We start from the raw sequence: 12,450 nt of genomic DNA on the forward strand, positions 1-12,450 counted from the left end.
TTCTGCTGCCCTCTTTAAAGGTTCGGGGTAAAACTGAACGAAAGCCGAATGCTGGCGGGTTACCAGCCTAAAAACCTAATCGGGAGTGTTGAAAGATGGATTTGAAAGAGTTGTTGGGCGAAGAGTTGTATAAGCAGGTGACTGAAAAGGCGGGCGATCATAAACTTGCAGTGGTATCCGATGGGAATTGGTTTCCCAAAAGCAAGTTTGATGAGGTTAACGAGGCTAAGAAGTCGTTGGAAGCCGCCCTAAAAGACCGCGACAAACAACTCGAAGACCTGAAAAAGTCGGCTGGAGACAACAAAGTGCTGCAAGAACAAATCGCGCAACTGCAAGCCGAAAACAAAACGGCCAAAGAGAAATACGAAGCCGAGTTGAAGGAACTGCGCACCAACACCGCCTTGAAATTGGCGCTGAATGGTAAGGTACATGATCCTGATCTTGTACTCGGACTGCTGGACAAATCCAAAATCGAACTGGACGAGGCTGGCAATGTGAAAGCCGGTTTCGACGACCAAATCAAAGCCCTGCAGCAAAGCAAGGCTTTTTTGTTTGTGCCGGAAAAAGAAGACAAAGGATTCCAGTTCAGAGGTTTGAAGCCAGCGGACGGCAGCGGTGGAGGCAACGAGCAACAGCAGCCTAATCTCGGTAAGCAATTGGCTGCACAGAACAAACAAACGGGCGATGCAATGCAGCAGGCCCAAGCGAACTATTTCAAATAATCGGAGGTTGAAACCATGAGCAAATTTGTTACGACGCAATATGGCACACCGAAACAAATTTTGAAATTCCCTGACCACTATGTAGCGTTGGCTGTAACCGTTGATGATGCCGGTGTAACACCGAACGCAGAAGGGAAGAAGATCGTTCCCGCTGGAACCATCATCGGTGGCGGTTTTATCGCTGACGACACCAAAAAGGCAGTAAAAGCCAATGATGCAACTGCGGAGGGTGTGCTTTTCAACGACACTGATGTAACCTACGGACCAGCTCCGGGCGCGGCAATTATCCACGGCTTTATTGCTGTAGACAAACTGCCGGAAGCCCCTTCGGAAGATGCAAAATCGGCGCTGAAACAAGTCGCCTTCATTAAGTAATCAAAAAGGAGAGATAACACATGCCTACAATTTTCGATCTGATTAATGCCCGTAATATTGCCACGTACTATGAGGAAAATGGTTCGAATCGTATCCCTTATTTGGGAGAAACGCTGTTCCCAGCACGCAAACAGCTTGGCCTTGATCTGAGTTGGATCAAGGGATTCAACGGCCTTCCTGTATCGCTGAAACCATCTGAATTCGACGCAAAGGCGACCCTGCGTGACCGGATTGGGTTGACCAAGGTTGATACAGAAATGCCGTTCTTCCGCGAAGCTATGCGAGTTGGTGAGAAAGAACGTCAAGAACTCCTGCGCCTCATGGATTCTACCAACTCGCAATACCTCATGCCGGTTATCAATCGCATTTACGACGATGCAACTAACCTAGTCAATGGTGCGCGGGTTGTATCCGAGCGCATGATCATGCAATTGCTCTCGACCGGTAAAATTTCCATTGTGGCAAACCGGATCAATTATGACTATAACTACGAACTCCCTGCGGAACATACGGAAACGCTGACCGGAACCGATCAATGGAGCGACCCGAACAGCAATCCGATTGACGACATCCGCACATGGCAGGATAAAGTGGAGAATGACACAGGCGTTCGTCCTGCCCGCGCAATTTGCACGCGTAAAACGTGGAATTACCTGCTTGCAAACAATGTGATTCGCTTGGACATGAATCCCGCAGGTGGACAAAACATCATCCTGACCGATTCCATGTTGCAGCAATATCTTGCTGCAAAATTGGGCATTTCTGTAGCGGTGTACAACAAAAAATTCGCTACGGAAGTTGGTGGCGCTGCTCAATTGTTCTTCCCGGACGATATGTTCACGTTGATTCCAGATGGCAACCTTGGCAACCTGTACTATGGTACCACCCCCGAGGAAGCAGATTTGATGAGTGGCGCAACCTCTGCGGAAGTGCAGATTGTAAATACCGGTGTCGCAGTCACAACCATCAAGGAACCGCATCCGGTAAACGTCGAGACTATCGTAAGCCAAATCTGCATGCCATCGTTCGAGGCAATCGACTCTGTGTTCATCGCCAAAGTAGCCGGAAACTAAGGGGAGGCATTACGCCTCTCCTATTTTATGGAGGTGTGAAGCGTGTCTGACGAACAAAAACAAGAGGAGAAACAAACACGTAAACCGAAAGCGCAAAAGGTAAAGCTACTGAAAAATATCAAATACCACGGCAAGCGTTATGCCATCGGTGAAGAAATCGAGATTGACAGCAAAGATGAAGAAGCATTTGTAAAATCAGGAATCATCAAGGGGTGACCCCCATGACGCAAGAGGAACAAGTGTTGCAAATCGTCAAGTTACGTCTCAGCCTCGCGGATGACAAAAACGATGCGATTGTCCTCTCCTATATTGTGGAGATCGGTCATCGCATTCGTCATTACTGCAACATTACGGGCATTCCTGATGCCCTTCTCTATGTATGGGCCTCGATGGTCGTAGATGCGTTGCGTGTCGACCTGCCAAACGTGGACGAGATTGCTGACAGTATTGGTGTTAGCGCCGGGGCAAATGTCAAAGTGGGCGACACTTCTGTTTCGGGCGGTAGTGGTTCTGGTGGCGGGTTGACTAATACAGCTAAGTCGGTGATTGATAAGATCGTGTTCGACTATCGAGCGGACTTGCACCGGTACCGGAGGCTTGTATGGTAGCGATCAATTACAAACGCCACAGGCGACAAATTGAGAGACTATACGAAGACACATGCACCATCTACCGTTACGGGAAAGCAACGGACCCTGACACCGGGGAAACCATACAACAGCCTATCGCCATTTACATTGACCAACCTTGTCGTATTTCGCAAAAAGCGCTCGGGACCAACAACCAAACAGACGCGCAGAACAACATTGCGTATGAGACAAAGCTGTTTATTGCGCCTGAGTTGGAGATCAAGCAGGGTGATATGATTGCGGCCACACGGGGTACTGTAACGCGCAAATATGAGGCAGGAGAGCCATTCCTATATCCGTCCCATCAGGAAATAAGTATCCAGCGCAAGGAGTGGGCTTAATGGCCAAGTGGGGCAAATTTGATTTCGGTGACTTCAAAAAGCTGGCCGGAGCCTTCCAAAAAACGTTGGATGAACGTGTGATTGAACGATTTATCCGCGATTTTCTCATGGAAATGGCGATGCGTTCCATACGAAAGATCAAGAAGCGCACTCCCGTGAATACTGGCGAATTGCGAAATAGTTGGCAAATTGGTCAAGTTGCGAAAAAAGGCGATGCATACGAGATTGAGATTTTTAACAACACGCATTATGCCTTAACGAAATGGGGCATATAAAACCGGGCAAAAACGGTGAACGCTAAGTATTGGACAATATCTGATATATGCCAACACCGTGGTAAGCGAGAACACCACCCGCCACCGTAGAGCGTAGGGATTGAGCGCTAAGGGAGCAATAATATCCCCAAGAGTGTCCGGGACGAAAAGGCCATGACGATAAGGTATGGCTTTTTTTGTTATGATGTACGCCGAACTTGCGGGAAACCGTAAGAACCAGAGGATAAAAAGCCTTTGGGATAACAAATTGCATTCGTCGAGTACGGTCACAGAAGTGGACGCGACCTCACCAAATGGGTAGAAGGCCGGTTCATGATGACCATATCCATGCAGGAAATCGAGCGCGAGTTGCCGCGCTATCTTGAAAAGCGAATGGTCGAACTGCTGGACAACATCATGAACGGCAGGCCGCCAAAGAAGGGGTGATGCAATGCAACCAGTCACGTTTCTGGATGTGCGAACCGGTGTGTTCCAAGCACTAGAGCAGGCATTTCCTAGCATTGACAGATACGGCGAAGAGATCAAGGAGGGATTAACCACTCCTTGTTTTTTTGTGAAGTTCTTGGAACCATCGCACACCCACGAATTGAACAGGCGCTACGTGCGAGAACTACCGTTCGACGTGCATTACTTCGCTGATACAAACAAAGACAGAATCGACATGGCTGACCAATTGACAAGCGTGTTGGAAACGGTCCAGGTAAACGACCGGCCGATAAACGGAATCAACATGTCGTGGGAGATCGTTGACGAAGTATTGCACTTTTTCGTCACATACCGCATGCATGTATGGAAACAGAAACCCGTTTATCCACACATGCAAACCCTTGAGGTTAAAGAGGAGGTGAAAGTGTGAGTCAAAAGGAAAAACCGACTCAAAAGGAGCCGAACTTTACCAAAGAGCAGTTTTTGGCTTCCAAGCAGTTTACAGGATTGGAAAAAGACTTTCTTCGCTCAATTTTGAAGGATGGCGAAACATACACCATCGCGCAAGCGCGAGATTTGCTCAAGAAAACATTGTCAAAAGAGGTGAAATAGAATGCCAGCAGGTGGAACCTTTACTTTTCAAAACAAAGTCCGCTCAGGGGTTTATGTCAACATTAAGAGCAGGGAAAGAGCGCTCGGCACGATTGGGGAACGCGGAATCGCTACATTGGCGTTGCCTTTGTCTTGGGGGCCAGCAAAACAGATTATCTCAATTGAGGCAGGGGAGGACCCAACAAAAACGCTTGGATACGGCATCATGGCCCCCGAACTGCTGCTTGTACGCGAGGCATTGAAACGCGCCAAAACTCTTCTGTTGTATCGTCTTAACGAAGGGACAAAAGCAACCGCTACGGTGGGATCATTGACCATCACAGCCAAATATGGAGGCAAGCGCGGTAATGATATTACTGTATCGATTACCCAAAACATTGATGATAACAGCAAATTCGATGTGAAAACTTTTGTCTCTGGCGAAGAAGCAGACAGCCAAACGGTGGCTACTGCTGACGAGTTGCAAGCAAATGATTGGGTAACGTTTAATGGTACAGGAACGCTTACAGCCACTGCGGGCGTACCGCTCACAAGCGGCGCTGATGGCACACCTACGGCGCAGGATTATGCGGACTATTGGAGTGCTGTTGAGGTTCAGGAGTTCAATGTCATCGGCCTTACAGCTACGGACAATACGATCAAAGATGCATTCGTATCCTTTGTAAAACGCCAGCGCGAGGACGAAGGCAAAAAGATTCAAGGCGTTCTTGAGAACTATCCTATAGCCGATTATGAGGGCATTATCAGCGTCAAGAACGGCGTTGTATTGGCTGATGGCACAAAGCTTACTGCCGACCAAGCAGTCGCATGGGTAACAGGCGCGGAGGCTGCCGCAGAAGTCAATCAATCGCTCACAGCCGACGCTTACGATGGTGCTGTAGACGTTGAGCCGAAGTATACCAACAGCCAGATCATTGAGGCTTTGAAAAACGGCGAATTCTTGTTTACTGGCTTCGATGGCAAGGCCATTGTGGAAATGGACATTAACACCTTCACAAGTTTTACGCCGGACAAAAACAAATCATTCAGCAATAACCAGGTTGTCCGCGTTGTGGATGGGCTTGCAAATGATTATTTCCGCATTTTCAGCAACTACTATCTTGGCAAAGTTCCCAACAATGCAGATGGTCGCAACCTGCTGAAAGCCGAGTGCATCAACGTATCAGGGCAGTACCAAAACGTGGCGGCAATCCAAAACTTTGACCCGCAAACCGACATTGAGGTATTGCCGGGAATTGACGTGGATGCTGTTGTGATTAACCAATGGGTCCAGCCAGTATCGGCTATTGCGAAAATCTACATTACGATCACGGTTGAGTAGGAGGGATAAACCATGGCGTTCATGCGCGAACAAGACGCAATCAGCGGCAAGATGGCCCGAGCCTATGCGACCATCAACGGACGACGCGAAGAGTTGTTTTATGCGAAGTCGCTTGAGGCAACGATTGAAAAAAATAAAATTGACGTACCGGTCTTGGGCAAAACCAACACGCCGCAACGTTCTGCCGGGTGGTCTGGCTCTGGAACCATGACTGTGTATTATGTCACGTCTGTTTTCCGGCAGCTTATGCGTGACTTTGTGAAAACGGGAAATGATTTCTGGTTCGATCTTCAAGTGATCAATGAAGACCCGACTTCCTCCACAGGAAAGCAGACGGCTGTTTTGCTAGGGTGTAACCTTGATAGTGTGGTAGCAGCGAAATTTGATGCAACCAGCGATGATATGCTGGATGAAGAGATGCCGTTCACCTTCTCAGATTACGACCTGTTGGACCAATTCTCTACGCTCTCGGGGGCCTAATAAGCCCCCTCTCTTATGAAAATCAGATTGGATCAAATGGAGGTATGTATTATGAGTAGTTTGCAAGCCTTTTTTGCACAAAACGTTCAATCTAATATCACCGAAGAATTCGTTGTTTCAGAGAGGTTTAAGGACGAAAATGGAAAGCCGATTCCGTGGAAATTGCGTACTCTTTCGGAGGCGGAGAACGAAGAAATTCGTAAGGCTTCGACGCAGATGGTAAAAGGAAAAGGCGGACAGCGTATACCGGAGACGAAGCCAGAAGTATACCTGGCGAAGGTAGCTGTTGCCAGTGTTGTCTTTCCGGACCTGAAAGACGCCGAGTTGCAGAAATCCTATGGTGTGATTGGCGCGGAGGGCCTTTTGAAAAAGATGCTGCTTGCCGGTGAATATGCTGCATTGGTCCAAAAGGTTCAAGAAATCAACGGTTTTGACCGAGATATTAACGATCTTGTCGATGAGGTAAAAAACTAATAAAGGAGGGCGATGGTGAGTGGAATTATGCTTACTACGCCCTCCATAAGCTTAGAATATTGCCGTGGGAATTGGCGAGTTACGATGATCGCAAAAAGGCGGCGCTGTTCGCTCTTATTGACATTCGCATAGAAGCAGAGAAAAAAGCGGCGGCAAAAATAAAACGGAAATAACCCTCCGGATGAAAAATGTGGTAAAATCATGAAAAGCAAAAACAGCCGATAAGGGAGGGTCTTTTCTGTGGATCCATTTCTGGTTGTAATAATCTTACTGTTTGCTCTTGGCGGGGTCGGTTTCATCCTCAGCCGAAAGACGGCATCAAAGGCCAAGAAACTCGGGGCCAGAGAATATAGTGTGGCCGTTCATATGCATGGATTACCAAGCGTGCCTCAGCATAACCTGACAAATTTGTTTTTCACAGATGAGAAAATCATCATCGAAGCGAATGGAAATTCATTCGAGTTGAGTTACTCTCAAATTACGGCTGCTGAAAGCGTAAGAAAGAGTGATCTGTTGAAAAAAGATAAATCTGTTATCGGGAGAGCGATTGTTGGCACGATCCTTCCATTCGGCTTAGTCGGAACTCTAGTCGGAGCTATAAGTGGGGTAGGGCAAAAGAAGATTAAGGGAGATTTTTTGGTACTTAATTATTGCCCTTCCGGGGAATTGGAGCCGAAAGTCTTGGTTTTTGATATTAAAAATTATGCAAAAGCGCATAGAATGGCTAATTTCGTAAAATCAAAGTTTCCGACCGCACAAACCGTCACACTTTGATGTAAAAATTTTGCGCGTCCCCAAAGGGGCGCTTTTTGTTTGCCTGGAAAGGTGGTGATGAGATGACGACAGTTAGTGGGACGCTGAAAATGTTCGATGCAATGAGCGGTCCGTTGAAAAATATAACAAGCAGTATGAATTTGATGATCTCCGCGATGTACAAAATGCAGAGCGCGGCAAATCAAAACGTGAAAATAGATAAAACTTTGATTGTCGCAAAACAGCAAATCGCAGCGGCGGAAGCGAGTATAAGGCAGCATCTTGATCAAGCGAGCAAAGCACAACAACAGTTTAATCGCTCCGTACACGAATCTAATTCAGGAACAAGCGGACTGCTCAGTAATATTAAGGAGGTTGCAGCCGGTATTGCGGCCGCTTACTTGTCGGCAGAAGCGCTGCAAGCCGCGCTTAAAGCGTCTGATACGTTCATTTCCACACAGGCGCGTCTGAACCTGATTGTAGACAAAGGACAGACGCTTGATGATCTCCAAGCCAACGTTTTTGCCGCTGCTCAACGTGCTCGTGGCGACTTTGTATCAATGGCAAGCAGCATCAGTAAGCTTGGACTGCTTGCTGGGGATGCGTTTAACAATAATGACGAGATTGTCAGGTTTGCTGAGTTGATGCAAAAATCGTTCAAGGTTAGCGGTTCCTCGAGTGAGGAACAAATCGCCGGTATGTACCAACTCACGCAAGCTATGGCGGCAGGCAAGCTTCAAGGCGATGAATTCCGGTCAATTATGGAAAACGCTCCGATGTTAGCCGACGCTATCGCGAAGTTTACCCATAAGACGAAAGGCGAGCTAAAAGATATGTCTGCTGATGGTACGATCACGGCAGATATTATCAAAGGAGCGCTTTTTGCTGCTGCCGATGACATCAATAAAAAGTTTGAAACGATGCCTAAGACGTTCGGCGATGTGTTTCAACAGTTTAAAAACGAAGCGTTTATGGCATTCGAACCGGTATTCCAAAAGTTAAGTGGATGGCTAAACTCTACTCAAGGATCGGCGTTTTTGCAATCAATGATCAATGCGCTTCATGCTGCGGCTTATGCTGCTAATCAGATACTGGATGCGATCATTTGGATTGTCAATGCGGTGCAATCCGGGTGGAGTATTATCGAGCCGATTCTTGTGGCCATTGGGTCAGCTTATCTTGCGCTGATTATTCAGCGGCTATGGGCAATGATTCCAGCTTTGTGGGCGGCTGTTCCTCCATTACTCGCACAAGCTGCAGCTTGGCTGGCTATTAATTGGCCTATTCTACTCATTGGCGCAGCCATTGGGCTTATCATCTATTCACTATATCGTTGGGGAGACGCGACTGCGGAAGTAGTTGGATTTGTAGGTGGAATTTTCGGCGTTCTGTTCGCGTTTCTCTCTAACAGTTTTGCGCTTTTCGCCAACGTCGTTCTTTCGGTTGCAGAATTCTTCATCAACGTGTGGAAAGATCCGGTCTACGCTACGAAAAAACTTTTCTACGACCTAGTAATCAACGCGCTGAAATGGATGGAGAACCTGGCTAAAGGAATTGAGAACATCATCAACAAAATTCCAGGTTTGAAAGTGAATATCACAGAAGGATTGGGGAACATTCTCAAAAACCTCGAAGAAGCGCGTGATAGCCTCAAAACCGAAGCAGACGTCGTTAAGTTGATGCGCTTTGAGCAAAAAGATTACGGCGAGGCTTTTAGTGCCGGGCAAAAGATGGGGCGTGCAGTAGGCAAATTTGCGGCTGATGGAGTGCAGTCAGCCTTCAACTCAATCGGCGGACTATTTAATGCCCCTACCCTTGATAGTGCGCTAAACGTGCCAAAACTGGGAAGCATCGATAAAGTCGGAGAAGTCGGCAAGATCAAAGACAAAGTAGACATCAGCAGTGAAGACCTCAAGGTCATGCGCGAACTGGCCGAAATGAAGAACATCCAAAACTTCGTCACCTTGCAACCGCAACTTACCTTTGGAGATACACATGTAAGGCAGGACGGCCGTTCCATCGAAGAGATTATTGCCAATATCAGCGATCGTCTCCATGAAGAAATTGCATCTTCGGCAAGAGGTATACTTAATGTCTGATGAAAGGGGAATGTGAAATGTGCAAAATCGTATTGGAGGTAAAGTCGGATCTGAACGATGCGGATACGATCATCTCTAAGATTGCAGATGCATTGGAACAAGAAATTACCTCGTCAGTCAGAAAAGCGGTCATTACGGATGGCAGTGCAGGGAAATTGGATTCTTACGAAACAAAGATAGTGGTTGACGAACTGATTGGCGTGTTAAAGGCACAAGAAATCACGATTGAAGAAGCCGAGCGCGTCCTCGACCAAGCAAAAGCTGAGTTGAAGCACGCCCGGCTGATTGGAGATGGACAGGCTATCTCCGTGCGATTGTAATTTTCTTTTCCGCATCGTTGATAGCGATGAAAACATTATTATCCGTGTGAATCGTGAAGTTTTCGGGATTTTCTCTGACAAGAGCAACATCCCCACGCTCGTCACGGATAAGAATTTGCTTCCCGTTTTCGGAAAAGAAGACAGAGCCCTTGCGCAGTCAATGTTCCAATCTTTGATTTGCGCCAACATAATCACCTCCATCCTGTATGAATTTGTCTTGGCAGACATTAGCAAATTTCGACAGTGATGGAGGGTATCCTTCATGAAAGGGGGATGAACTTTGGAATATGGCGTCTGGCTTAGTTGGAATAACCAACAAGAAGGCTTTCAAATCCCGATCAACCCCAGTTCCATCGAAATGGGAGACGGCAGCAATAGCGCAACCTATGACATTGTAGGTTTAGGCGAAATCAATGTCATCAAAAGCCCGAAACTTACCACTTATGCATTCAGTAGCATTTTCCCGGCGCAGAATTACCCGTTCATATCAGCAAGCGTTGTGCTACAACCATATGAATACGTGGACATGATCAAACGATGGATGGAGACAAGGCGCCCCATCCGTTTTGTTTTTACCGGGGCTAGCTTTGACATCAACGAGGCGGTCAGTATTGAAAGTTTTGATTGGAAAGAAGTCGCAGGAGGCATTGGTGACATTGAATATACGCTCAAGCTGAAAAAGTACGTATTCTATTCGGCGCAGCGCGTGAATGTGACCACAAGGCAAACCGGGACGACTACAACACAAGTAATCCGAAAAGGAACCAAACCACGCCAGAATGACCGTCAAACGCCGAAGACGCATACGCTTGCCCCCGGCGAAAATCTGTGGACGGTAGCAAAAAAGGTTCTTGGCGACGATTCAAAATGGCGCGAGATTCAGCGACTGAACGGCATATCTGACGCACAACTCAAGCAACTGCCAGTGGGCATGGTGCTGAAACTCCCGGGAGGAACCGCGAATGTTTGAGGTGCTACTGGATAATAAAAACGGAAATGTGTGGGACATCTCCAACATCGTCACGGGAATTACATGGAAAACAAGCCGGATCGGAAGGCCGGGTAGCCTTGATTTCACTTTGATCAAAGGTGCGATATATCAGTCCCAGGCGTTTCAGTACAATAACGGCGATATAGTCAGGTTCCGTTACAATGACAATAACGTTTTCTACGGCTATATCTTTTCAATCGACGAAGGCAGAGACGAAAACGTCCGAATTCTCTGCTATGATCAGATTCGGTATCTTTTGGCGAAGGACACCTATGTTTTTGCCAATGTAACCGTGGGGGACATAATTAAACGCATTGCTGACGACTTTAAGCTCAAGGTCGGACAAATAGCGGACACCGGTTACAGAATACCGACCATGGTGGAGGATGGTCAGACATTGCTTGACATCATCGACAAGGGAATCGTGCTAACGCTTTGGAATACGAACCGGAACTATGTTTTCTTCGATGATTTTGGGGAGCTTTCGCTCTGGAATGTTGAGGATTTGCTTGTTGATTTCATCGTTGGAGACGGCAGCCTGATGACCGACTATACCACGAAAAGAAGCATTGACCAAGACACATACAACAAAATCAAACTCTATAAGGATAACAAAGAAACCGGTAAACGCGAGGTATATGTCGCCCAAGACAGCGGCAACATCGACAAATGGGGCGTGCTGCAACTCTATCAGTCGGTTGATGAGAACAAGAACACGGCACAGATCAATCAGATGCTACAACAGCTCATCGCGATTAAAAACCGGGAATCAAAAAGCTTGAGGATCGAGGCGATTGGAGACGTGCGCGTAAGGGCAGGGTGCTACATCCCTATCGCGATAGAGGAATACGGAATCAACCAGCCATTCCTTGTCGATGAATGTACCCATCGGTTCGATGGAGCAGAGCAGACCATGAGTCTGGAATTGAAGGTGATATAATGGCCGGTTTGTTAGACGTTATCAAGTTGGCCGGGATGCAGGCGGTAGACGCTGCAAACCCGGTCAATGTTCTGTTTGGAGAAGTTACTAAGGTCAATCCGCTGGAAGTGGTTGTCGACCAACGATTCACCCTGACAAGGGAGTTTCTCGTTATCTTGGAACGTGTTACACGTTATGAAGTCGACATATCACATGAACATGACTATACCGACGAAGTAGGCCAGACAACGCTTAACAAAAAAACATCAATGGAACTGACTCAGCCCCTTGTCATTAGAAGTGGGCTAATGGTTGGAGATAAAGTGCTCCTTTTCCGCGTGCAGGGCGGACAACAATACGTCATAGTGGACAAGGTGGTGAACACATGATTCCAACCGGTGCAAGCATTTTAAACGCTCCTGTAGAGGAGCAGCAACAACCATCTTTAACGTGGAAACTCGACCCGGAGAAGAAACGCATAACTGGCATGATTGACGGCTTGGAAGCTGTCAAGCAGGCTGTTGGCATTATGCTACGTACAGAAAGATTCCGCTATTTGATTTACAGCTTTAATTTCGGAAGTGAATTAAAAGGACTAATTGGTCTCAGTCCTCTTTTTGTGCAATCAGAAGCAACGTAA

At 47.2% G+C, this 12,450-nt stretch carries 19 protein-coding genes; all 19 read left to right on the forward strand.

Annotated elements, in window-relative coordinates; translation table 11 throughout:
* The first annotated feature begins 95 nt into the window (after positions 1–95).
* Positions 96–722: a phage scaffolding protein gene (locus tag HGBM_RS24380; protein ID WP_019123692.1), complete on the forward strand. Its 627-nt coding sequence runs from the start codon at positions 96–98 to the stop codon at positions 720–722.
* Between the two features lie 15 nt (positions 723–737).
* A complete protein-coding gene (locus HGBM_RS24385; RefSeq protein ID WP_019123693.1) occupies positions 738–1,097 on the forward strand; it encodes a hypothetical protein in 360 nt (119 codons plus the stop codon).
* 20 nt (positions 1,098–1,117) lie between these two features.
* Complete coding sequence (locus HGBM_RS24390; protein WP_019123694.1) at positions 1,118–2,170, forward strand: major capsid protein; 1,053 nt, start codon at positions 1,118–1,120, stop codon at positions 2,168–2,170.
* Between the two features lie 42 nt (positions 2,171–2,212).
* Positions 2,213–2,386: a DUF7210 family protein gene (locus HGBM_RS30570; protein WP_019123695.1), complete on the forward strand. Its 174-nt coding sequence runs from the start codon at positions 2,213–2,215 to the stop codon at positions 2,384–2,386.
* A 5-nt stretch (positions 2,387–2,391) separates the two neighbouring features.
* Positions 2,392–2,778 carry a hypothetical protein gene (locus tag HGBM_RS24400; protein ID WP_019123696.1) on the forward strand — a complete coding sequence of 129 codons (387 nt, stop codon included), beginning with the start codon at positions 2,392–2,394 and terminating at the stop codon, positions 2,776–2,778.
* Entirely contained in the window at positions 2,772–3,140 is a 369-nt protein-coding gene (locus HGBM_RS24405) for a DUF6093 family protein (protein WP_019123697.1), read from the forward strand. The genes HGBM_RS24400 and HGBM_RS24405 overlap by 7 nt, the downstream gene beginning before the upstream one ends.
* Complete coding sequence (locus tag HGBM_RS24410) at positions 3,140–3,415, forward strand: HK97 gp10 family phage protein (RefSeq protein WP_019123698.1); 276 nt, start codon at positions 3,140–3,142, stop codon at positions 3,413–3,415. The genes HGBM_RS24405 and HGBM_RS24410 overlap by 1 nt, the downstream gene beginning before the upstream one ends.
* A 430-nt stretch (positions 3,416–3,845) precedes the next feature.
* On the forward strand, positions 3,846–4,271 hold the full coding sequence (locus HGBM_RS24420; RefSeq protein WP_019123700.1) for a phage tail terminator family protein: 426 nt from the start codon (positions 3,846–3,848) through the stop codon (positions 4,269–4,271).
* Entirely contained in the window at positions 4,268–4,453 is a 186-nt protein-coding gene (locus HGBM_RS24425) for a hypothetical protein (RefSeq protein WP_019123701.1), read from the forward strand. Before HGBM_RS24420 ends, HGBM_RS24425 begins: the two co-directional genes overlap by 4 nt.
* A 1-nt stretch (position 4,454) precedes the next feature.
* Entirely contained in the window at positions 4,455–5,774 is a 1,320-nt protein-coding gene (locus tag HGBM_RS24430) for a phage tail sheath family protein (RefSeq protein WP_019123702.1), read from the forward strand.
* Between the two features lie 12 nt (positions 5,775–5,786).
* A complete protein-coding gene (locus HGBM_RS24435; RefSeq protein WP_019123703.1) occupies positions 5,787–6,254 on the forward strand; it encodes a phage tail tube protein in 468 nt (155 codons plus the stop codon).
* Between the two features lie 51 nt (positions 6,255–6,305).
* On the forward strand, positions 6,306–6,728 hold the full coding sequence (locus tag HGBM_RS24440) for a phage tail assembly chaperone (protein WP_019123704.1): 423 nt from the start codon (positions 6,306–6,308) through the stop codon (positions 6,726–6,728).
* Between the two features lie 240 nt (positions 6,729–6,968).
* Positions 6,969–7,502, forward strand: a complete 534-nt coding sequence (locus HGBM_RS24445; protein ID WP_019123705.1) for a hypothetical protein — start codon at positions 6,969–6,971, stop codon at positions 7,500–7,502.
* Positions 7,503–7,564: 62 nt separating this feature from the next.
* Positions 7,565–9,580: a tape measure protein gene (locus HGBM_RS28470; RefSeq protein ID WP_019123706.1), complete on the forward strand. Its 2,016-nt coding sequence runs from the start codon at positions 7,565–7,567 to the stop codon at positions 9,578–9,580.
* Positions 9,581–9,597: 17 nt separating this feature from the next.
* A complete protein-coding gene (locus tag HGBM_RS24455) occupies positions 9,598–9,900 on the forward strand; it encodes a hypothetical protein (RefSeq protein ID WP_019123707.1) in 303 nt (100 codons plus the stop codon).
* Between the two features lie 280 nt (positions 9,901–10,180).
* Positions 10,181–10,870: a LysM peptidoglycan-binding domain-containing protein gene (locus HGBM_RS24460; protein WP_019123708.1), complete on the forward strand. Its 690-nt coding sequence runs from the start codon at positions 10,181–10,183 to the stop codon at positions 10,868–10,870.
* The gene (locus tag HGBM_RS24465; protein WP_019123709.1) at positions 10,863–11,831 is read left to right on the forward strand and encodes an XkdQ/YqbQ family protein; all 969 of its coding nucleotides are present in this window, start codon (positions 10,863–10,865) and stop codon (positions 11,829–11,831) included. The genes HGBM_RS24460 and HGBM_RS24465 overlap by 8 nt, the downstream gene beginning before the upstream one ends.
* The gene (locus HGBM_RS24470; protein WP_019123710.1) at positions 11,831–12,199 is read left to right on the forward strand and encodes a DUF2577 domain-containing protein; all 369 of its coding nucleotides are present in this window, start codon (positions 11,831–11,833) and stop codon (positions 12,197–12,199) included. Before HGBM_RS24465 ends, HGBM_RS24470 begins: the two co-directional genes overlap by 1 nt.
* Positions 12,196–12,450, forward strand: a complete 255-nt coding sequence (locus HGBM_RS28475) for a DUF2634 domain-containing protein (protein ID WP_019123711.1) — start codon at positions 12,196–12,198, stop codon at positions 12,448–12,450. Before HGBM_RS24470 ends, HGBM_RS28475 begins: the two co-directional genes overlap by 4 nt.

Origin of the sequence: Brevibacillus massiliensis, assembly GCF_000311785.1 — a bacterium.
In the GTDB taxonomy this organism is placed as follows: domain Bacteria; phylum Bacillota; class Bacilli; order Brevibacillales; family Brevibacillaceae; genus Brevibacillus_C; species Brevibacillus_C massiliensis.